General features: G+C 68.4%; 21 protein-coding genes and 2 pseudogenes. 12 read left to right on the top strand and 11 right to left on the bottom strand.

Going from position 1 to position 21,331, the window contains the following annotated elements; translation table 11 throughout:
• Positions 1–166: 166 nt before the first annotated feature.
• On the bottom strand, positions 167–877 hold the full coding sequence (locus I4U41_RS11155; protein WP_206861183.1) for a response regulator: 711 nt from the start codon (positions 875–877) through the stop codon (positions 167–169).
• 179 nt (positions 878–1,056) lie between these two features.
• Between I4U41_RS11155 and I4U41_RS11150 the strand changes: the two genes are divergently transcribed.
• The 6 genes and pseudogenes from I4U41_RS11150 to I4U41_RS18660 form a co-directional block, all read left to right on the top strand.
• Positions 1,057–1,842: a methyltransferase domain-containing protein gene (locus I4U41_RS11150; protein ID WP_206861182.1), complete on the top strand. Its 786-nt coding sequence runs from the start codon at positions 1,057–1,059 to the stop codon at positions 1,840–1,842.
• A gap of 65 nt (positions 1,843–1,907) precedes the next feature.
• On the top strand, positions 1,908–2,186 hold the full coding sequence (locus I4U41_RS11145; RefSeq protein WP_206861181.1) for a DUF4242 domain-containing protein: 279 nt from the start codon (positions 1,908–1,910) through the stop codon (positions 2,184–2,186).
• A 30-nt stretch (positions 2,187–2,216) separates the two neighbouring features.
• Positions 2,217–3,194: a hypothetical protein gene (locus tag I4U41_RS11140; protein ID WP_206861180.1), complete on the top strand. Its 978-nt coding sequence runs from the start codon at positions 2,217–2,219 to the stop codon at positions 3,192–3,194.
• A gap of 82 nt (positions 3,195–3,276) precedes the next feature.
• Positions 3,277–3,810 (top strand): hypothetical protein, encoded by a 534-nt coding sequence (locus I4U41_RS11135; protein ID WP_206861179.1) that lies wholly within the window; start codon positions 3,277–3,279, stop codon positions 3,808–3,810.
• 288 nt (positions 3,811–4,098) lie between these two features.
• On the top strand, positions 4,099–6,552 hold the full coding sequence (locus tag I4U41_RS11130) for a two-partner secretion domain-containing protein (RefSeq protein ID WP_206861178.1): 2,454 nt from the start codon (positions 4,099–4,101) through the stop codon (positions 6,550–6,552).
• A 454-nt stretch (positions 6,553–7,006) separates the two neighbouring features.
• A pseudogene (locus I4U41_RS18660) lies at positions 7,007–7,147 on the top strand (hypothetical protein); the annotation flags it as partial.
• On the opposite strand, the gene I4U41_RS11125 reads toward I4U41_RS18660, so the two are convergent.
• Complete coding sequence (locus I4U41_RS11125) at positions 7,120–7,311, bottom strand: hypothetical protein (RefSeq protein ID WP_206861671.1); 192 nt, start codon at positions 7,309–7,311, stop codon at positions 7,120–7,122. The pseudogene I4U41_RS18660 and the gene I4U41_RS11125 overlap by 28 nt on opposite strands.
• A gap of 19 nt (positions 7,312–7,330) precedes the next feature.
• Positions 7,331–7,657, bottom strand: a complete 327-nt coding sequence (locus tag I4U41_RS11120; protein ID WP_206861670.1) for a hypothetical protein — start codon at positions 7,655–7,657, stop codon at positions 7,331–7,333.
• Between I4U41_RS11120 and I4U41_RS11115 the strand changes: the two genes are divergently transcribed.
• The 4 genes and pseudogenes from I4U41_RS11115 to I4U41_RS11105 all read left to right on the top strand — a co-directional run bounded on the left by I4U41_RS11115 (position 7,656) and on the right by I4U41_RS11105 (position 10,884).
• Positions 7,656–8,780: a YadA family autotransporter adhesin gene (locus I4U41_RS11115; RefSeq protein WP_206861629.1), complete on the top strand. Its 1,125-nt coding sequence runs from the start codon at positions 7,656–7,658 to the stop codon at positions 8,778–8,780. The genes I4U41_RS11120 and I4U41_RS11115 overlap by 2 nt on opposite strands.
• A 53-nt stretch (positions 8,781–8,833) precedes the next feature.
• Positions 8,834–9,034: pseudogene (locus tag I4U41_RS18655) on the top strand (hypothetical protein); the annotation flags it as partial.
• A gap of 115 nt (positions 9,035–9,149) precedes the next feature.
• The gene (locus tag I4U41_RS11110) at positions 9,150–9,569 is read left to right on the top strand and encodes a VOC family protein (protein ID WP_206861177.1); all 420 of its coding nucleotides are present in this window, start codon (positions 9,150–9,152) and stop codon (positions 9,567–9,569) included.
• 61 nt (positions 9,570–9,630) lie between these two features.
• Positions 9,631–10,884, top strand: a complete 1,254-nt coding sequence (locus tag I4U41_RS11105; protein WP_206861176.1) for a multidrug effflux MFS transporter — start codon at positions 9,631–9,633, stop codon at positions 10,882–10,884.
• Here I4U41_RS11105 and I4U41_RS11100 read toward each other — a convergent pair whose 3' ends face one another.
• From I4U41_RS11100 to I4U41_RS11065, 8 genes are all read right to left on the bottom strand, one after another.
• Positions 10,885–12,168 carry an amino acid permease gene (locus tag I4U41_RS11100; protein WP_206861175.1) on the bottom strand — a complete coding sequence of 428 codons (1,284 nt, stop codon included), beginning with the start codon at positions 12,166–12,168 and terminating at the stop codon, positions 10,885–10,887.
• Between the two features lie 159 nt (positions 12,169–12,327).
• Positions 12,328–13,422 carry an aromatic ring-hydroxylating oxygenase subunit alpha gene (locus I4U41_RS11095; RefSeq protein ID WP_206861174.1) on the bottom strand — a complete coding sequence of 365 codons (1,095 nt, stop codon included), beginning with the start codon at positions 13,420–13,422 and terminating at the stop codon, positions 12,328–12,330.
• A gap of 298 nt (positions 13,423–13,720) precedes the next feature.
• Positions 13,721–15,736: a M2 family metallopeptidase gene (locus I4U41_RS11090; protein WP_206861173.1), complete on the bottom strand. Its 2,016-nt coding sequence runs from the start codon at positions 15,734–15,736 to the stop codon at positions 13,721–13,723.
• Positions 15,737–15,941: 205 nt separating this feature from the next.
• Positions 15,942–16,436: a hypothetical protein gene (locus I4U41_RS11085; protein ID WP_206861172.1), complete on the bottom strand. Its 495-nt coding sequence runs from the start codon at positions 16,434–16,436 to the stop codon at positions 15,942–15,944.
• A 105-nt stretch (positions 16,437–16,541) separates the two neighbouring features.
• Positions 16,542–16,808, bottom strand: a complete 267-nt coding sequence (gene minE / locus I4U41_RS11080; protein WP_206861171.1) for a cell division topological specificity factor MinE — start codon at positions 16,806–16,808, stop codon at positions 16,542–16,544.
• A gap of 3 nt (positions 16,809–16,811) precedes the next feature.
• The gene (gene minD / locus I4U41_RS11075; protein WP_206861170.1) at positions 16,812–17,621 is read right to left on the bottom strand and encodes a septum site-determining protein MinD; all 810 of its coding nucleotides are present in this window, start codon (positions 17,619–17,621) and stop codon (positions 16,812–16,814) included.
• Positions 17,622–17,646: 25 nt separating this feature from the next.
• Positions 17,647–18,426 (bottom strand): septum site-determining protein MinC, encoded by a 780-nt coding sequence (gene minC, locus I4U41_RS11070; protein WP_206861628.1) that lies wholly within the window; start codon positions 18,424–18,426, stop codon positions 17,647–17,649.
• A gap of 8 nt (positions 18,427–18,434) precedes the next feature.
• Complete coding sequence (locus I4U41_RS11065; RefSeq protein WP_206861169.1) at positions 18,435–19,034, bottom strand: GNAT family N-acetyltransferase; 600 nt, start codon at positions 19,032–19,034, stop codon at positions 18,435–18,437.
• 186 nt (positions 19,035–19,220) lie between these two features.
• On the opposite strand from I4U41_RS11065, the gene I4U41_RS11060 reads away from it, so the two are divergent.
• Positions 19,221–20,414, top strand: a complete 1,194-nt coding sequence (locus I4U41_RS11060) for a sensor histidine kinase (protein WP_206861168.1) — start codon at positions 19,221–19,223, stop codon at positions 20,412–20,414.
• Complete coding sequence (locus tag I4U41_RS11055) at positions 20,411–21,052, top strand: response regulator (protein WP_206861167.1); 642 nt, start codon at positions 20,411–20,413, stop codon at positions 21,050–21,052. Before I4U41_RS11060 ends, I4U41_RS11055 begins: the two co-directional genes overlap by 4 nt.
• Positions 21,053–21,331 lie beyond the last annotated feature (279 nt).

Here is a 21,331-nt window from a genome sequence, read left to right as displayed (position 1 = left end):
CGAATCCCGTGGGGGCGGGTGGGGCGAGTATAGGTGGGCGTTTCCCGGTGGGGAGGCGGTGTTACAGGGTTGAAACAAAAAGGTCGGGAACGTCGGAACTTGTGCTCCTCTTCCTGCGCTTTGCGCCCCTCTCCGGAAGGAGAGGGGCTTGAATGCTTCGCTGCCTTCAAGGCACGAACATGTATCCCACGCCCCGCACCGTCCTGATCGCCCGCGGATTGTCCGGGTCCGCTTCCACCTTCCGCCGCAACCGCGCGATGCGGATGTCGATCGAGCGGTCGAACGGCTCCCACTCACGGTTCTTCGTCAACGTGAGGATCTGGTCGCGCGAGAGCGCCTTCCCCGCGTGTTCGTGCAGCACGCGCAGCAGGTCGAATTCCATGTGCGTGACCATCACTTCGGTGCCGTCGGCGTCGAACAGCTGGTGCGCGTCGAGGTCGAGCGTGCAGCGTCCGAACGGAACCCGTCGCGCATTGCGCTCGCCCGTCGGCGCGGCGTCTGGACGCGCCTGGATGCGGCGCAGCACGCTTTTCACGCGTGCCAGCAGTTCGCGTGGATCGAACGGTTTGGCGACGTAATCGTCGGCGCCGATCTCCAGGCCGACGATGCGGTCGATCACATCGCCCGAGCCGGTCACCATGATGATGCCGACGTCGTAGCGTTCGCGCAGGTAACGCGCCAGGGTGAGGCCGTCCTCGCCGGGAAGGCGCAGGTCGAGCAGCACCAGGTCCGGCGCCTCGCGCTGGAGTTCGCGACGCATGTCCTCGCCGTCGGCGGCCTCAAGCGCGCGGAAGCCGTGGGTGGCGAGCGCCTCCAGCAGCATCTCCCGCGTGGAACGGTCGTCGTCGACCACCAGGACACAGGGCGTGTGGGCCATGGCTTCACCTCCGGAAACGAGGGGGGAGCGTGGGCGCGCGACGCGGCCATGGCTCCCCTCCGGTAGTTTCCCGCGCTGTTACCAACCGATACAAATCCATCATCACGCGACATCGGGCCGTTACCGGCCGTCATTAGATTGGCCCCATGCCGGCGGTGCGCCGGCGAAGAGAGGCCAAGATGAGCCGTTGCCCGCTCGTGCTGGACACGATCCACCTGAACCGGCAGGTGCGTGCGACGTACGAGCGCGTCGCGAGGGCGCCTGCGAGCGGTTTCCACTTCCGCACCGGCGCGGCCTACGCGGTCGAACAGCTCCGTTACGACGCGGCTGAACTCGCGGCGCTGCCCGCCGCGTGCACCGAGCGTTTCTCGGGCGTGGGCAATCCGCTGCGCATCGGCACGATTCCTGCCGGGGCGGTGATCCTCGACCACGCCTGCGGCGCCGGCATGGACCTGCTGCTGGCGGCGAAGGCCGCCGGTCCGCAGGGCCGGGCGACCGGCGTCGACCTCACGCCGGGCATGCGCGCCAGCGCGCTGCGTGCCGCCGCGCAGGCGGGCCTGCTCGATCGCGTGCGCCTGCACGAAGGCACGTTCGAGGACCTGCCGGCGGATGACGCCAGCGTCGACGTGGTGATCTCCAACGGCGTGCTGAACCTCGCGCCCGACAAGCCGCGCGTGATCGGCGAGATCGTCCGCGTGCTGCGGCCCGGCGGCCGCCTGTTCCTGGCCGACGTGGTGCTCGATCGCGAACTGGCGCAGGCCGCGCGCGCGAGCGCCGACCTGTGGGCCTCGTGCATCGGCGGTGCGCTGACCGAAGGCGCGCTGGTCGACCTGCTCACCGGTTGTGGCCTGCACGACGCGCGGATCACCGAACGCTTCGAGTGCTTCGCGGGTACCGACCTGGCCCGCAAGTTCCACGGCCAGCTGCATGCCTACGGCGCGAACGTGCTCGCGTCGAGGCCCTGAGTTTCGCCGGCATCGCGCCGGCATCCCGCGCCCGCGAACGGGCGCACGCAACGGAGGGAATCGTCATGTTCAAGAAATACGTGATCGAACGCGAGATCCAGGGCATCGGTGCGCAACCGGTGGAGGCGCTGTGCGGCGTGGCGCTGCAATCCAACGGCGTGCTCGACGAACTCGGCACCGACATCCAGTGGCTGCATTCCTACGTCACCGCCGACAAGACCTACTGCGTGTACCTGGCGCGCGACGAATCGCTCATCCATGAACACGCGAAGCGTTCCGGCTTCCCCGCCAACCGCGTCGCCGAAGTGAAGTCGGTCCTCGATCCCACCATGGCGCCGGCGTGACGCCGCCATGACGCATCACCGGAGTCCTGCATGAACCTCGCAACTGCCCCGAGCCGAGCCCCGCAATGGAATGCCAACGTCGCGTCCGGCGAAAGCGCCCGATACGCGCGCTGCGTCGAAGTGTCCAGGCGCGTGCGCTGGGAGATCGACGCCGACGTGATCCGCGGTCGCGAGTTCGATTTCGACCGCACGTTCCTGCCGGCCGGGCTGTCGCTCGTGGAACGCATCGACTTCCTCGACGAGGCCGAACGCCGGCTCTTCAGCCAGGTGCAGGGACGCACGTATGCGTGGATGTTCGGCCTGTGCGAGCGCTTCATCGGCGCGAAGATGCTGCAGACCTCGGGGCAGCACTGGCTCGGCGACCAGAACGCGCTGGAAGCGCTGGTGCGCTTCTCGGACGAGGAGATCAAGCACCAGGAACTGTTCCGTCGGCTGGAAGCGATGCTCGACGCGCGCATGCCCGCCGGCCACGCGAAGATGGCCGAGGCGAACGCGGTGGCGATGTTCGTGCTGGAACGCCGCAGCTGGGCGGTGCTGGCGCTGATCTTCATGATCGAGCTGTTCGTGCAGCGCCATTACGAGGAAAGCATCGCGCCCAGCCAGGAGCTGTGCCCGTTGTGGAAGGACGTGTTCCTGTTCCACTTCCGCGAAGAGTGCCAGCACTCCGTCGTCGACGAGCTGGAGTGGCGCGCGGAGAACGCACGCGTCGATGGCGGCGAACGCGACGCGGCGGTGGACGACGTGATCGCGCTGCTGGGCGCGGTGGACGACATCCTGCGCGCGCAGGCCGATGCGGACGCGGCGTACTTCGTCGCCGCGTGCGGACGTCCGTTCGGGATGCGCCAGCAGCGGGTCGTGCTCGATGTGCTGCGGCGCGCGTACCGCTGGCAGTACATCGCGTCCGGCGCGCGGCATCCGCGCTTCGTGCAGGTGCTGTCCGAACTGGCGACGCCGGCGCAACGGATGCGCTTCGATGCCGCGCTGATGTCGATCGTGCCCGACGACTGATTCGATAGCCCCATTCCCCGATTGATCCGAATGCCCCACACGGCGACCGCATGCGGCCCGCCGCACTACAGGACTTGCCCAGATGAGAACGATGACCCTGATGGCCGCGCTGGCGATGGTCGCGGCGACCCATTCCATCGCCACGCGTACCGCCGCTGCGAGCGACGCGACGATCACGACTGCACCCGCGATCCGCACCTTCGACCTGCCCACCGTGCGCGTGTACGCCACGGTCGAACGCGACGGCGGCGATGCCGTCGCGATGCAGGCGCCGCGCATCCACGACCTCCCCCCGGTGCGCGTGCATGCGGTTCGCGACGAGCGCGACGTGGCCGACGCCCGCGAGACGGCGATCGCGATGCGCACGCCGGCCGCGCGGCGTGCCTCGCTGGCCATCCCGCGCGGTTCCTCGCGGCGCGGCATCTCGCCGGAACGCGGCGCGGCATCGCACGCGGAAGCGCGGTTCGACCGCTGGATCGCGCTGGGTTGCGTGATCCGCATGCGCCTGGCGCGCGTGTGGCCGATGCAGCACTGCAACGACGGCGCGCAAGGGGCCGGTGCCATGTCGGGCGCAGGTGCATCGCTGCCGGTGTCGCTGGTGGAACGACGACGATGACGCGACCGTTCCGGTGGGTTCGTCGAAAAGCCGCGCAACGCGCGGCTTTTTGATGCGTACGCGCCGGTGGAACGCCCACTTCGTTAACCGGCCCTATTTATTCAGAAGAATCTCATGGTTCGTGGGTAGGGGCGCACCTACATTCGCCCGCCGGCTCCGCAAAACCGAGTTGCACCATCGGTCGCGCGCTTCCGGGAACCGCGGCCGGGCCGCGGATCATCCGCCCGGAAACTGCCCGGCATCGAACGATGCCGGGTTGCAACACCCCACAAAGTAAAGAGAGTTCGCATGAACCAATTCGAAGCACGATACGAAGCCGGCACCCTGTCGGCGTCGCAACAGGCGCTGCGCGTCCTCAAGCCGACCGTCCTCGCCGTGGCGATGGGCTGCGTCGGCAGCGCATGGGCCGCGGACGGCGGCGTCGTCGTCAACGGCACCGGCCGCATCGCCACCTCCGGCGCCGCGACCACCGTCACCCAGTCCAGCGACAAGATGGTCGTGAACTGGAACAACTTCGACATCGCCCAGGGCCAGTCGGTCACCTTCAACCAGCCGACCGCTTCGTCGGCCGTGCTCAACCGCGTCGTCGGCCCGGTCAAGGCCACCGACATCCAGGGCGCGCTGAACGCCAACGGCCGCGTGTACGTCGTCAACCCGGCGGGCGTGATGTTCGGTTCCTCGGCCGTCGTCAACGCCGACAGCCTGGTCGCCTCCACGCTCGACATCAACGCGCAGCAGTTCATGGCCGGCGGTCGTCTGGCCGGCACGCAGCGCGTGCTGGACCTGACCTCGAACGCGGCGAACGCCTCGGTCGTCAACCAGGGCAAGATCAACGCCCGCCAGGTCGCCCTGCTGGGCAGCCAGGTGCTGAACAAGGGCACGATCAACGCCACCGGCGACGTGACGCTCGGCGCCGCCGACACCGCGACCGTCACGCTGACCAACTCCGGCTTCTCGGTCGCCCTGGGCGCACCGGAAGTGAACGCGCTGATCGACAACGGCGGCGTGATCGTCTCCAGGGGCGGCGACGTCCGCCTGACCGCCGCCGCGACGGGCGACGTCCTGCGCAACGCCGTGCGCAGCACCGGCACCATCGAAGCGCGTCGCGCCACCACGGGCGCCGGCGGTTCGATCGAGCTGCGTTCGGATGCCGACGGCCAGGTCAGCCTGGGCGGGAAGATGACCGCCGACAACCGCATCAACATCGAGACCATGCCGCGCATCTCGGGCAGCAAGGGCGGCAACATCGTCGTCGAGCCGCTGACCCAGCTGCAGGCCTCGGACGTCGCGCTCAACGCGGTCGGCAAGACCGTCACCTCCAACGCCGCCTACACCGCCAACACGGTCACGCTGGCCGGCGACAAGGTCGTGGTGAACGCGCCGGTCGTCGCCGCGCGCGACGTCAACGTGTACGGCAACAGCAGCGTCGTGCAGAACGCGAACGTGTCCGGCACCGGCCGCGTGTCCATCAACGGTGCCAGCATCCAGCAGGCCGCCGGCGTGGTCACCAGCGGTGGCGCGGTCGAACTGACGGCGAACCAGGACACCGGTTCGGTCGCCGCTTCGACGATCGATGCCCAGCAGGTCCGCATCGTGGGCAAGACCGTCGCGCTGAACGGCGACGTCAAGGGCAAGTACGGCGTCGACGTGACCACCGGTCGCGGTGGCGCCATTACCGCTGCCAAGTCGGTCGCTTCCGAAGCCGGCGCCGTCAACCTCACCGCCACCGGCGCTGCCTACGGCAGCACCGGCGCGTCGAGGGTCGTCACGCGCGGTGCGGTCAACGGCAACAGCGTCACCTTCAGCGCCGATGCGGTCGAAGTCTACGCGCCGGTCACCGGCAAGTACGACGTCGTGCTGGGCGGTGGCAAGACCGGCGTCCGCCAGGAAGCCAACGTCGCCAGCCAGATGGGCAACGTGATGGAAACCGGCGGCGCGATCTACCACGCCGCCGGCGTCGGCACGACGGCCGCGCAGCGCGCCGAGTTCCGCGCTCCGGCGCAGGGCGTGCCGCTCGCGTTCAACCTGGGCGACATCAAGGCCTCGCAGGTCGTCGTCGACAACGCCGCGGGCAGCGTGAACCTCAACGGTGCGGTCTCGGGCGACGGCCTGGTCCAGGTCAACGTGGGCAAGGGCAACCTGACCACGTCGAAGCTGGTGCAGTCGAAGTACGGCACGGTCGACCTCAACGCGACCAACGTCACCGCCAACGGCGCCATCGACGCACACTCCGTGCGCGTGAACGCCAACGGCGGTGCCGTCGCGCTGGCCGCTCCGGTGACCTCGGTCGGCAGCATCGACGCGCAGGCCACCACCACGCTGACGCAGAAGGGCAACCTGTCCAGCACGCAGGGAAGCGTCACGCTGAACGCCGCGACCATCGACCAGACCACGTCGACCACGACGGCGGCGGGCGACGTGCGCATGTCCGGCACGACGATCAAGTCGGCCACCAACACGGCCGGCAACGAGATCGTGCTCAACGGCGGCGACGTCACCCTGAACGGCAAGCTGACCGCGCGTCGCGTCAGCGTTCCGGCCAATGCGAAGAACACGGCTGGCAACATCGTGATGACGCAGCCGGAGCCGGTCTACCCGCAGCCGCAGCCCGCTCCGCAGCCGGCCCCGCAGCCGGCTCCGCAGCCGACCGGCGAGTACGTGACGCTGGCGCAGATGGTGCCGGGCGTGCCGTACACGAGCGTGTGGGTCAACGGCGAAATGATGTTCGTCGCCGTGAAGTAATGCGCATCGCCGGCGGTTCATCGCCAGCGTTTGCGTGACGCCCGCGCTTCGTGCGTGGGCGGATGGGAGGAGGGCGTTCGCGCCTTCCTCCCTTTTTTCGTGTCATGGGCCGGCCTCGTGCCGCGCCAACTCCCCCACTTTTTCGCGGCCCGGCGCATCGCGCCCGGGCTGAAGGTTCGATCCAGTCGTGAATAGTTCCTCCGCTTCCGCGTTCCCGCGTCCGGCCATTTCCTGTCTGTCGTTGCTGACCCTCGCCGTGCTGCACTCGCATGCGCAGGCTGCCGAGCATGGCGTCACCTCGGGCGGACTGCTGCGCCAGAATCCCGGCCTCACGCGCACGTTCGGAACGTCCGGGGAGAACGCGCCGCCCAGCACGACGAACAGCGAAGCCGGGCAGGCGGACGATGAGGGTGAACTCCGTTTCCCGGTGCGCGACTTCGCGTTCGACGGCGGGATGACGCCAGAGGAACGCGCGCGCGTGGACGCGTACATCGCGCCGCTGCGCGGTCGCGAGACGACCATGAGCGCGCTGCAGGTCATGCGCGCCGAGTTGACCGAACTGCTGTATCACGACGGCGAATCGCTGGTACGCGTGCTGCTTCCGCAACAGACGATCGAGAAGAACGGCGTCGTGCGATTCCAGATCGTGCGCGGCCGCGTGGAACGCGTCGTCGTCGAGAACGCTTCGCAGGTGGATACCGCGCGCATCGAGGCGATCCTGCGCGGCACGGGCGTGGCCGATCCCAGGCTGCGCGACATCGACGCGCGCATTCGCCTGCTACGCGAGCTGCCGGGCGTCGGTCGCGTCGATGCGACGCTCGCGCCGGGCAAGTATCCCGGCGGCACGCTCGTCACCGTGACCGTCGCGGGCGGACCGTCGCTCTACGGCATGGTCACCGGCGACAACGCCGGGTCGGTCGAAGCGGGCGAGCGCCGCATCGGGCTGGTCGGCGGCATCAACAACCCGTTCGGTCGCGGCGATCGTCTCGAGGCGATGGTCTACGTCACGCCCACGGCATTGCAGACGCATGCGTCCGACGGCGGCCAACCGCAACAACACGGTTTCGGTGGGCAAGTCGGGCGGCGAACGCCAGATCATCAACATGGCCAAGGGCACGGCCGACACCGACGCGGTGAACGTCAGCCAGCTCAAGGGCGTGACGACGGCGCTGGGCGGCGGCGCTGCGGTCAACACCGACGGCACCATCAAGGCCCCGAGCTACGACGTGGGCAGCACCACCGGCATCGCGACGGTGGGCGGCGCGATCAACGCGCTGGACGACCGCATCGACGGCGTGAACAGCACCGTCACCAACATCACCAACGGTGGTGGCATCAAGTACTTCCACACCAACTCCACTGCCGCCGATTCGTCGGCGAGCGGCAGCGAGTCCGTCGCCATCGGCGGTGGTGCGAAGGCCGTGGGCGCCGCCAGCATCGCGATGGGCAACAACGCGCAGAACGTCACCGGTTCGAACAACTCCATCGCCATCGGCGGCGACTCGAAGTCGTCCGACAAGTCGGTGGCCATCGGTAACGGTGCCGATACCTCGACCGTCACCTACGCCACGGCAATGGGTATCTCGTCGAAGGTGACCGGTACGGCCGGCACGGCGCTGGGCGAGAACTCGCTCGCCAGCGGCGCGTACGGCGTTGCGCTGGGCAGCCATGCCACGGCGAGCGCGTCGGAGAGCGTCGCCCTGGGCCACAACTCCGTGGCCGACCGCGCCAACAGCGTGTCGGTGGGCAAGGTCGGCGGCGAGCGCCAGATCATCAACCTGGCCAAGGGCACGGCCGACACCGATGCGGTGAACGTCAGCCAGCTCAAGGGCATCACCACCGCGATGGGCGGCGGCGCTGCGGTCAACACCGACGGCACGATCAAGGCTCCGAGCTACGACGTGGGCAGCACCACGGGCATCGCGACCGTGGGCGGCGCGATCAACGCGCTGGACGACCGCATCGATGGCGTTGCCGCCAACCCGCTGAAGTTCTCCGGCAACAGCGGCACGGACGTGTCGCGCAAGCTCGGCGACACGCTGAAGATCTCGGGCCTGGCTTCGACGGCCGGCACGTTCTCGGGCAACAACATCAAGACCGTTGCCGATGCGACGACCGGTGAAATCAAGATCCAGATGGCCGATGCGCCGAAGTTCGGCAACATCGTCGCATCGTCCACGTTGCGGACGGCGTGGACGACAGCGACGCCGCCACGGTTGGCCAGTTGAAGGCGAAGTTCGCCGAGGCGGTCAACGCGGCTTCGACGGTCCAGAGCGGCGGCATGCTGAAGTCCTCCGCCATGCTTGGCGCCGGCTTGCCTTCTACCGACCTGATCAAGTCTGGCGAGACCATCAAGGGCGGTGCGACGGCTTCGGGTGCGGATTCGCTGGCTGCCGGCCTGGAAGCCCGGGCCATGAAGGACCGCGCGACCGCGATCGGCAACGTCGCCAACGCGGCGGAAGTGGACAGCGTGGCCATCGGCCAGAACGTGGTCTCCAACGGCGTGCAGGCCGTGGCCATCGGCTCGCAGGTGCAGGCGTTCGGCGCCAGCGCCATCGCCATTGGTATCCTGTGCGCCCGTTCGCAGGATGCCGCCGATGCCGACACCGCCCTTCCAGTTGCAGCAGATCGACCACGTCGTGCTGCGGGTCCGCGACGTCGCCGGGATGGTGGCGTTCTACTGCGACGTGCTGGGCTGCACGGTCGAACGCCGGCAGGAGGCCATCGGCCTGATCCAGCTCCGCGCCGGCGCCAGCCTGATCGACCTGGTCGACGTGGACGGCACGCTGGGCCGCAAGGGCGGTGCCGCGCCGGGACGCGAAGGCCACAACATGGACCACCTCTGCCTGCGTGCCGAACCGTTCGACGTGGATGCGATCGTCGCGCACCTCACCGCGCACGGCGTGCGCGTCGCGGAGTTCGGCTCGCGCTACGGCGCGCAAGGCGAGGGCCCGTCGCAATACCTGTACGACCCCGAAGGCAACCTCGTGGAGCTGAAAGGTCCGCCCGACGCCTGACGATCAATCGCGCCGGGCGCAGGCGCGTCCGTGTTCGCAGAATCGAAACCAACCCGAGCCGATGCCCGCACAACCCGCCACGCTGTCCATCCCCGTCCGCCGCCTCGCCCTGCTGCTCGGTGGGCTGGCGATGTTCGGGCCGTTCTCGATCGACACGATCTTTCCTGCGTTTCCGGCCATCGGCGCGCAGTTCGGCGCCGACAAGCTGGCGATGCAGCAGACGATCAGCGTCTACCTCATCGCCTACGCGGTGATGAGCATCGTGCACGGACCGCTGTCGGACGCGATCGGTCGCCGGCGCGTGATCCTCGGCGGATTGATCGTGTTCGCCATCGCTTCGGTCGGCTGCGCGCTGTCGAAGGATCTGCCGACACTGCTGGCGTTCCGCGCGTTGCAGGGGCTCTCGTCCGGCGTCGGCCTGATCGTCGGCCGCGCGGTGATCCGCGACGTGCTGCACGGCGACGACGCGCAACGCCTGATGAGCCAGGTGTCGATGATCTTCGGTGTCGCCCCCGCGCTGGCGCCGGTGATCGGCGGCTGGATCCTCGGCGTCGCGCACTGGCCGGCGATCTTCTGGTTCCTGGTGGCGTTCTCGGTCGTGCTGCTGGTGGCGACCTGGCGCATGCTGCCGGAAACGCATCCGGCCGACGCGCGCCTGCCGCTCGGCCCGCGCCGCCTGCTGCGCGATTACGCGGCCATCGTGATCAACCCGCGCTTCCAGCGCCTGGCCGCGGCCAGCGCGTTCAACTTCGCCGCGTTGTGGGTGTACATCGCCTCGGCGCCGGCGTTCGTGCTGGACATCCTCAAGCTCAACGAACGCCAGTTCGGCTGGTTCTTCGTGCCGATGATCAGCGGCATGATCCTGGGCGCGTTCGTGTCCGGACGCAGCGCGGGGAAGATCAGCGGCGCGAAGCTGGTGTCGATCGGCTTCGCGTGCTCGGCCATCGCGATGGCGCTGAACCTCGGCTACAACCTGTGGACCGACGTGCCCGTCGTGCCGTGGGCGGTGCTGCCGATGATGCTCAACGCGTTCGGCATCGCGCTGGTGTTCCCGATCGTCACGCTCGCGATCCTCGACATGTACCCGCGCCAGCGCGGCTCGGCGTCGTCGTTGCAGGCGTTCACGAGCCTGGTGCTCAACGCGGTGATCGCCGGCGTGCTATCGCCGTGGATCAGCGACCACACGCTGTGGCTGGTCGCGACCTCCATCGCGTTCCTGGCCGTCGCGTACGGCTTCTGGCGCTGGGAAGCGCGTGTGTCGCGGATGCGCGACGGCCGCGGCGCGGCGTCGGCCGTGCCCGGGGAAACGCTCTAGTCAGGGCTGCGTCGCGACGCGGCGACGCCGCATCCACGCATACAGCGGCAGGCCCGAAAGGATCAGCACCGCGCCCCACGCGAGCGCTTCGGTGCCGATGCCGGACAGCGCGTAGAGGCTGTACGCCAGCGCGAGCGCGGCGATGGCGCGGCTCACCGCACCGGTGCCGCGCACCAGCCACGCGGCGCTGCTCACCACGTACGGCAACAGCGTGGCGGCGGTGGAGAGCAGGATCGAGAAGGTGAACACCTGCACCAGCGAGCGGCTGTAGTTCGCCGCGACCAGCGCGCTGGCGAGCAGGCTGCTGACGATCACGCCGACCACCGGCGTGCCGCCCTTGTCGAGTTTGGTGAACGGCGCCGGGAACATGCCGTCGCGAGCCGCGGCGAGCGGCAGCTGCGCCGACAGCAGGATCCAGCCGTTGAGCGCGCCGAAGCAGGAGATCGCCATGACCACCGCGAGCGTCACGCCCGCCGCCGGGCCCCACAGCGCACGCGCGGCTTCGGCCATCGGCGCCTGCGACTGCGCCAGCACGTCGCGCGGCAGCAGCCCGAGCACGGCGGTGCAGGCGAGGATCGTCGCCACGCCGGCCAGCAATGTGCCCAGCACCGTCGCGCGCGGCACCGTGGATTGCGCGTTCTCGGTGGAGCCGGCGGGCACGGTCGCTGCTTCCAGCCCGAGCATCGCCCACAATGTGAGCGCCACGGCCGCGTTGGCGACCTTCGGCAGCGAATCGGCGGTCGGGTTGAACGGCGTGTAGTGCTTCGCATCGACGAACCACAGCGCGACCAGCCCGAACAGCAGCAGCGGCAGCAGCTTCAGCGCAGTGGTGACCAGCTGCAGCCGGCCCGCTTCGCGCAGGCCGATCAGGTTCACGCCGCTGCACAGCCACAACGCGCCCAGCGCGCACGCCGCCGCGCGCAGCGGCGTGGCGGTGAGCGCAGGGAAGATCGCGCCGACGCTGCCGGCGAAGGCGACCGCGATCGCCGCCGTGGCGCACCAGATCGAGATCCAGTAGCTCCACGCGATCACGAACCCCGGCACGTCGCCGAACGCATTGCGCGCGAACACGTACGGCCCGCCGGTCTGGGGCCAGCGCGTCGCCAGTCGCGCGAAGGTGATCGCCAGCAGCATCGCGCCGGCCAGCGTGATGCCCCAGCCAAGCAGGCTCGCCGCACCGAACGGCGCCAGCGCCGCCGGCAACAGGAACGCGCCGGAGCCGATCATGCTGCCGACCACGAGCGCGGTGGCGGACCAGAAGCCAAGGGGGCGGTTGGGCGTCATTGGGTGGGATCGTTGTCGAGGGTGCGGAGATTACCGGTGCGGGCGTCGCTCTTGAGCCGCCATCGCCGCGAAGGCGGGGATCCATCTGTCCGGGATGATCCTGCCTTCCGGAGAGCGTGATGCACTCACGGCTGGATTCCGCCTTCGCGGGAATGACGGCTAGGAAGCATCGGCCCGATACACCGCCCGCAGCAGCTCATGGAAATGATGCACCGCGTTCTCGCGCAGCGGATTCAGCCGCCCCGGTTCGTACGAGCCCGACGCGAGCCCGCGCTGCACGTCCTCGCAGATCGTCAGGTCTTCCAACTGCACTTCGTCGCTGAAATCGCGATCGGCTTCGCGGCGCTGGTGTGCTTCGTCGCTTTCGTCCACCGCGTAATAGAAGTCGAACTCCACGCGGCAACGGTCCACGCCCTTGGGCACGACGCGGTTGGTCTGCAGGCGGCCGGGCAGGATGTTGAGCATCGTGTTCGGCCACAGCCAGTAGTACAGCGCGTCGCCGTCGCCGTAGAGGCCTTCGCCGCTCTCCAGCGGACTGAACTGGTACGAATACCACTGCGCGGTCTCGGTGATGTAGCTGCGGTAATCGAGCAGCTTGTTCAATCCCGGATGGATGTGCGGGACGTGGTAGCCCTCGAGGTAGTTGTCGACGTAGACCTTCCAGTTGCACGCGACGTCGTAGCCCACGCGGCGATGGTGGCCGTAGCGTTCCAGGTGGCGGTTCGCGCCGAGGCGCGCGTCGATGCCCTCGACGAACGCATCGAAGTCCGGCGCGCGCGCTTCGTCGACGGCCGCGAACACCATCCCCTGCCACACGCGCACGGCGAGCTGCGGAAGGCGGATGTCGCCGGGCACGAAATCGGGCGCGGTGCCCATCTCGGGTGCGGAGCGCAGCACGCCGTCGAGCGTGTACGTCCAGCCGTGATAGCGGCAACGCAGCGATCTGGCGGCGAGGCCGTCGCAGCTGGCGATCGGACCGGCGCGATGGCGGCAGACGTTGTGGAACACGCGGATCGCGCCATCCGCACCGCGCACGGCGATCACCGGCAGGCCGGCGAAGTCGCCGACCACGTGATCGCCTGCGTCCTTCAACTGGCACACGTGCGCGAGCAGCTGCCAGCCCGCGTCGAAGATCGCCCGCCGATCCAGCGCCGCCATCGCCGCATCCGCGTAGAAGCGGGCGGGCAGGGCGGTGGCGCGATCGAGCGGTTGGCTGGAAAGCGCGGCGGGGTCGAGCAGGTCCGGACGATTCATCAGGGCAGCCTACCGCGCGTGCAGGGCAAAGTCGCGGTTCGGGTGGGTTGCCAGATGTTCCGACGAACCCGCCTGGCACGACCTGTTCCCGCGAATGGTTTCATTTGTAACATTAGCCTTGCCGGGCTGGCGGTTCCGGAAATCGTCGTTCCGGCGAACACGGAGAACAGGGAAGGCAACATCCCATCACGCTCTGATCGGGCGTGTCGCGCGGCGCGTCGATCGGCGTGTCGCGCAGCAAAAAGAAAGGCCGGCATTCGCCGGCCTTTCCTTCATCCACGAACCAGGCGAGCGCGTATCAGCCCTGCGTCGCCGGCTTTGGCGTTTCCGCCGCCGGCGTCGCCGGAGCGGCGGGCGCCGGCGTGGCGTCGGCCTGCCAGCCGCAGGTCTTGCCTTCGTTCTGCTGCTTCAACCACGTCTGCAGCGGGCCGAAGTATTCCAGCACCGCCGAGGCGTCCATCTTCTCGCCGCCGGTGAGTTCCTTCAGCGTCTTCTGCCACGGCTGGCTCGCACCCTTGCTCAGCATCGCCTGGAAGCGCGCGCCGGCTTCCTTGCTGCCGTAGAAGCTGCACTCGTACAGCGGACCCTGGTGGCCCGACGCGTCGCACAGCGCCTTGTAGAACTGGAACTGCAGCACGTGCGAGAGGAAGTAACGCGTGTACGGCGTGTTGCCCGGCACGTGGTACTTCGCGCCCGGATCGAAGAACTCCTCGCCGCGCGCGGTGGACGGCGCGACGCCCTGGTACTTCGCCTTCAGTTCCCACCACGCCTTGTTGTAGTCGGCCGGCTTGATCGAGCCGTCGAACACGCCCCAGCGCCAGCGGTCGATCATCAGGCCGAACGGCAGGAACGCCACCTTCGCCAGCGCCATGCGCATCTGCGCGTTCACCAGCGCTTCCTCGCTGACCTGCTGCTCGCCGGCCAGGCCGATCGACTGCAGGTACTTGGGCGTCATCGCCAGCACGATCGTGTCGCCGATGGCCTCGTGGAAGCCGTCGTGCGCGCCCTGCTGGAACAGCGGCGGCAGCTTGTTGTAGGCCAGGTAGTAATAGACGTGGCCGAGCTCGTGGTAGATCGTGGTGAAATCTTCCTCGTTCGGCTTGATGCACATCTTCGTGCGCACGTCGCCGGACATGTTCATGTCCCACGCACTGGCGTGGCAGACCACGTCGCGATCGCGCGGCTTGATGAACTGCGTGCGGCCCCAGTAGCTCTCCGGCAGCTTCTGCATGCCCAGCGAGGTGTAGAAGTCCTGCGCGCGCTCGGTCATCAGCTTGGCCGAGGCGAGGCGGGCGTCCTGTTCGATCTGCGCCAGTTCGGCGGTCGAACGCTTGCCCGGGTTCTTCGCCAGTTGCGCTTCCTGGGTGGCGCGGTACTGCGATTCCAGCGCGCTGGTGATTTCCGGAACGCTGGCGTTCGGATACGGCGCCAGGATGTCCCACAGGTTGCCCCAGTCCTGCTGCCACATGTTGCCCATCAGGTGCGCGGGCAGCATGTTGCCGGCGACGTGGCCGCGATCGGCGCCGTACTTCGCCTCGAGGCGCGTGCGCGCGTAGCAGTGCAACTGTTCGTACAGCGGCTTGACCTGGCCCCACAGGCGGTCGGTTTCGGTGGCCATTTCGGCCGGCGTCATGTCGTAGCCGGAACGCCACATCTCGCCGGTGTCGGCGAAGCCCATGTCGCGCGCGCCCTGGTTCACCAGTTCGACGAAGCGCGTGTAGTCCTGGCGCATCGGCTTGGAAATCGTGTGCCAGCCCTGCCAGGCCTGCAGCTGTTCGTCGTAGTCGCGGCTGTTGCGCAGCACGTCTTCCAGGTCGCCCAGCTGGCGGCACTGCTTCGCGTCGCCTTCGCCGGTGCAGTACGTGCCGGCGCCGTACATGCCTTCCATGCGCGTGGCGATCTTGGTGAGTTCCTCGAGCTTGGCCGGATCCTTCGGCGGCGGCATCGCGGTGCCGAGCTTGAGCAGCTGGATCGCGCGCGCGGTCTCGGGCGACATCTGCTGGCCTTCGAAGCGCTTGGCCTGTTCGATCCAGGCGTTGAGCTGGGCGAGGTAGCGCTCGTTGGCCTTGGCCGACAGCAGCTGGCTGTCGTCGTTGATGTAGGTGGACGACAGCCACTGCGCGGCGGTCATCTCCGGATACATCCTGCGGTATTCCTCGTTCACCCGGGCGATGAACTGGTCGGCGGTCTCGCCGGCCGGCGCGGCAGGCGCTCCGGTGCTCGTGGTGGCGGGGGTCGGTTCCTTCTTGCAACCGCCCAGGCCGAGCACGGCCGCGGTGATGCTGAGCGCGAGCAGCGCGCGTACGTGTTTCATGATGGCTCTCTCCGGGATTGAACTGCCCGCCATGGATGGCGGCTCCGGAAGGCTAGAGGCCACGCAGGATGCGCGCAAGGGAAGGAAGTTTGGTGCGGTGCAGCGCGGCGCTGTTTCGCGGCGTCACCGTGCTCTTGTAGCCCGGGTAAGCGAAGCGCACCCGGGTCGAGCGTGACAGATCCCGGGTGCGCTTCGCTTACCCGGGCTACAACACCGGGGCGGGATCAGGCATCACCAGTGAACGCGTTGCCGAATCGGCCAGACCGCGTACGTCGAGCCATTCCCACGCGCTGTCCGAATCCCGCTCGAAATACGCCTTCGCCGAGCCCAGCCGGAACGTGTAGCCCCAGCCGTCCATGTCCGCGAGCACGCGTTCGCGTCCGACGCCCGGCAGGGCATCGCCGAGCAGCGCCTGCAGCACGCAGACGGCGTCTTCTTCCTCGATGGAATCGGTCGCGTCGGTGTGCACCTGCTCGCGACGTTCCGGCGGCAGGACGATCAGGTGCGCGGCCTCGTGCAGCAGCGAATGCACCGGCGTGTCGCCACGCGCGTAGACGTTGGTGCCGATCAGTCCCGCTTCGCATTCGCCCCAGTAGCTGCCTGGGATCGGCTCGCCGTCCGCCACGCGATGCAGTGCCAGGCCGTAGCGGGCGAGGAGTGCGGCGGTGGTGGCGAAGTCGATGTCGGCGAGCGTGAGCATGGAGCTGGGAACGAGGAACGAATGGAAGCAGGAACGACAACCTGGAGAAAGCGGAAGCGAGAAACGACGACTCGTTTCTCGCGCCTCGCCCCTCGTTCCTCGTCTTCACGCCTGCGCCGGGTTCTCCGGCAACGCGACCGAAATATCCAGCACCTTGCTGTCGCCTTCGCCGATCAGGTCGACCTTGACCGCTTCGGCGTCGACATTGATGTACTTGCGGATCACCTCGAGCAGTTCGCGCTGCAGCATCGGCAGGTAGTCCGGGCTGCTGCCGCCGCGGCCGGCGCGCTCGTGCGCGACGATGATGCGCAGGCGGTCCTTGGCGATCGTGGCGGTCTGCTTCTTGGCGAGCAGGAAATCGAACAGGCCCATTCCTCAACCTCCGAAGATCTTGCTGAAGAATCCCTTCTTCTCTGCGGTGATGAAACGCATCGGCCGGGTATCGCCCAGCAGGCGCGCGACGGCGTCGTCATAGGCCTGGGCCGCGTTGGACTCGGTTTCCAGGATGACCGGTTCGCCCTTGTTCGACGCATTGAGCACGTCGGGCGATTCGGGGATCACGCCGATGGTCTTGAGGCCGAGGATCTCCTCGACGTCGCCGACCGACAGCATCTCGCCCGTTTCCACGCGGTTCGGGCTGTAGCGGGTGAGCAGCAGGTGTTCCTTGATGCGCTCGCCGTTCTCGGCGCGGCGCGTCTTGGACGACAGCAGGCCGAGGATGCGGTCGGAGTCGCGCACCGAAGACACCTCCGGGTTCACCACGACCAGCGCCTGGTCGGCGAAGTACATGGCCAGGTAGGCGCCCTTCTCGATGCCGGCCGGCGAGTCGCACACGATGTAGTCGAAGCCGTCGGCGACGAGGTCGTCGAGCACCTTCTGCACGCCTTCCTTGGTCAGCGCGTCCTTGTCGCGCGTCTGCGAGGCGGCGAGCACGTACAGGTTCTCGAAACGCTTGTCCTTGATCAGCGCCTGCTTCAGGTTCGCCTCGCCGTTGACGACGTTGACGAAGTCGTACACCACGCGACGCTCGCAGCCCATGATCAGGTCGAGGTTGCGCAGGCCCACGTCGAAGTCGATGACCGCCACCTTGTGGCCGCGGCGCGCGAGGCCGCACGCGAGGCTGGCGCTGGTCGTGGTCTTGCCGACGCCGCCCTTGCCCGAGGTGACTACGATGATTTCGGCCACTAACGAATCCTCCGGTAATGCGGTCTCAATCCAGAGCCGCGATCTTTAGTTGTTGGTCTTCGAGCCAGATCTGCACGGCCTTGCCGCGCAGTTCCTTCGGAATTTCTTCCATCACTTTGTAGTGGCCCGCGACGGCGACGAGTTCGGCATGGAACTCGCGGCAGAAGATGCGGGCCTGTTCGTTGCCCTTCGCGCCTGCGAGCGCGCGACCACGCAACGGCCCGTAAATATGCACCGAGCCGTCGGAGATCACCTCCGCGCCGGCGCCCACCGTTGTAAGAACGGTCAGGTCGCGGTTCTCGGCGTAGATCTGCTGGCCCGAACGCACGGGGGCGGACTGGATCATGCCTGGCGCGACGTTCGCGGCGGGCGTCGGCGAAGGCGCCGGCGCGGGCGCGCTCTTCGCGGCCTTCGGTGCGGGCTCCGGCTCGCGGCGCGCCGGGGCCGGCGCGTCCGGCTGCGGCGCCTGCTCGTCGCGCTCGTACGAGGCGCGGAACTTCGCCAGCAGCGGCAGGCCCAGCGCTTCGGACAGGCGCTCGATCTCGCTGGTGCCGTACGCGAGCGCCACCGGCAGCACGCCGGCCGCGCGCAGGCCGTCGATCAGCGCACGCGCGGTGGCTTCGTCGGGCGTGCGCGTGAGGCCGCCGAAATCGATCACCACCGCCGCGCGGGCGAACAGCTTCGGCGCGCGCTGCACCCGGCCGCGCATCTCTTCGACGAGCTTGGCCACGTCGAGGGTGCGGATGCGCAGGTTCGCGATGCCGACCTGGCCGATCTTGAGCTCGCCGGCCAGTTCGAAGTCCATCGCGGCGCTCACAGGGCGGTACCCGTCGGGCGGTGCTTGGCCACCGGCGTGCGCGGACGGGTGATCCACGGCACCTGCGGCAGCGCGTCGCCGTAGGTCTCGCGAACCCAGCCGAAGCTGCACAGCGGCTTCATGAGCATCGCCGCGCGTACGTCGGCTTCGTCCATCACGTGCTGGCCGACTTCGTGGAAACCGAAACTGCCGTGGAAGAGCAGGGCGGGGTCGTTGGAACCTTCCAGGAACACCTCGCACGCCATCTGCGGGTAGCGCAGTTCGGCATAGCTCTGCGCATCGGCGTAGAAGGCGCGGCCGACGCCGCCGCCGCGACGGCGGCTGGCCACCACGATGCGGTCGATGTAGAAGAAATCCGGGTAACGCTCGCGGAACCAGCGGAAATTGCTGCTGTCGTGGTCCGCATGGCTGCTCACGCCGATCAGGAAGCCGGCGATGGCCCCGTCGCGCTCGGCGACGCGGAAGTACTCGGCGGTATCGAAGAAGTGACGCAGTCTGGCCGCATCCAGCGGCAGGATCGCAGGGCCGGCGGCGTTGTTGAGGGCAAGGACGGAATCCAGCTCGTGCTCACGCACGTCGCGGACGACGATCGACATTCCAGGCTCCAGCTGATGCATCGGGCCGGGCGCGAGGGCACGGCGGGCCGGGCGATTATCGCATGGCTGCCTCCCCCGGGCGACCCGTCACGGCAGCGATTCCGAAGGCGTGCGAGGATGCGCGTAGCCGCTCAGACATGACTTTCGGACGGCTCCCCAGGCCCTTGATGCGTTTAGCATGCCGGCATGTTGGCCCGCCTCAATCACACCCGACTGCTGCGCTACACGGGCCTGTTCACCTGGGGCGCGGTGGGCCTGTGGCTGCTCAGCGTCTGGTTCGACCCGACCATCCTGAGTCCCGACACCGAGGGCCCGCCGGCGCTGCAGATCCTGCGCTGGCTGGTGGTTTACCTCGCGTTCGGGCTGATCTACTGGTGGATCAGCCGCCAGCTCGGCCGCACCAGCGGGGCGCTCGACAAGGTCCTGTTGCTGGTGCTCACCGGCTGCGCGATCGGCGTGGGCTACTTCTCGCGCACCGGCCTGGGCTCGATCCTGCTGATGGTGGTCGCCGGCCTGCTGCCGTGGCTCATGCCGGTGCGCTGGGGCCTGGCGCTGCTGGTCGGCGGCAACGTGGCGATCATCCCGCTGTTCGTCGAAGCGCTGGATTTCCCGCCGATGGTGGCGGTGCTGCAGTCGGTGACCTACATGGGCTTCTCCAGCCTGGTCTTCGTCACCGCGCTGGTGGCGCGCCAGCAGGCCGAAGCCCGCGAGGAGCAGCGCCGCCTCAACGCCGAACTGCGCGCCACGCGCGCGCTGCTGGGCGAGAGCGTGCGCGTGAACGAACGCACGCGCATCTCGCGCGAACTGCACGACCTGCTCGGCCACCACCTCACCGCGCTGAGCCTCAACCTGGAAGTCGCCGGGCATCTGTCCGAGGGCCGGGTGAAGGAGCACGTCCAGCAGGCGCACACGCTCGCGCGCCTGCTGCTGACCGACGTGCGCGAAGCGGTCAGCCAGCTGCGCGAGGGTGGGGCGATCGACCTCTCCGCCGCGCTGCTGCCGCTGGCCGAGAACGTGCCGGCGCTGGAGATCCACATGGACATCCAGGCGCCGCTGACCCTGGACGACCCCGAGCGCGCGCACGTGCTGCTGCGCTGCACGCAGGAAATCATCACCAACGCCGTGCGCCACGCCGGCGCGCGCAACCTGTGGATCAACGCCGGAAGGCGTTCGGACTGCATCGTCATGAGCGCGCGCGACGACGGCCACGGAAGCGACAATCTCGTCGCCGGCAACGGCCTGCGCGGCATGCGCGAGCGCCTGCAGGCCCACGGCGGGGACCTCAAGATCGAAACCCGGCTGGGTGCGGGCTTCTGCCTGCATCTGACGCTGCCGGCCTCGGCGGCTGCTGCCGCTGCCTGCGAAGGAGCCATCGCATGATCCGTGTGTTGATAGTCGACGACCAGACGCTGGTCCGGCAGGGTGTCCGCTCCCTGCTGGCGCTGGCCGAAGGCATCGAGGTAATCGGCGAAGCCGGCGACGGCCGCCAGGCGGTGGAACTGGTCCCGCAGCTCAATCCCGACGTGGTGCTGATGGACATGCGCATGCCGGTGATGTCGGGGCTGGAAGCGCTGCAGACGATGGCGCGCAACAACACGTTGCCGCCGACGATCATCCTGACCACCTTCGACGACGACCAGCTGGTGCTGGCCGGCCTGAAGGCGGGCGCGAAGGGCTACCTGCTCAAGGACGTCACGCTGGAGAAGCTGGTCAGCGCGATCCAGGCCGTCGCCGAAGGCGGCTCGCTGGTGCAGCCGGCGGTGACCCAGCGCCTGCTCTCGGGCCTGGAAAACGTGCGCAACGAGTTCGTCAGCCTCGATCGCCCCGACCCGCTGACCGAGCGCGAAACCGAGATCCTGCGCCTGATGGCCGGCGGCTTTTCCAACAAGGAAATCGCCAATTCGCTGGGCGTGGCCGAGGGCACGATCAAGAACCACGTGTCGAACATCCTGTCCAAGCTGGGCGTGCGCGATCGCACCCGCGCGGTGCTGAAGGCGTTCGAATTGCAACTGGTCTGACCTCGCCCCGATGCATCCACGAGGCGCCTTCTCCCGCGATGGGAGAAGGCGCCTTCGCAGGTGAGCGGGCATTGCCGCAGGGAAACCGGCTCCCGGCTCAAGCGTCGGGCACCGGCCCACGGGAACGGGAACGAATACCGGGTCGATGTGGTCCGACAGGCCGGCACGAACCCTGTGCCGATCCTGCTCTCCCATGTCTCGCGACCCCACTTTTCTTGCCCAGGACAGCTGCCCCGGCCGCGGCTTCCTTGATACGATTGCCGGTCTGTGTCCCGGTCC

The organism is Lysobacter changpingensis (assembly GCF_017308985.1).
In the GTDB taxonomy this organism is placed as follows: domain Bacteria; phylum Pseudomonadota; class Gammaproteobacteria; order Xanthomonadales; family Xanthomonadaceae; genus Lysobacter_J; species Lysobacter_J changpingensis.
Note: the sequence above shows the minus strand (reverse complement) of the source record. Positions and strands in the feature narration are given on the sequence as shown.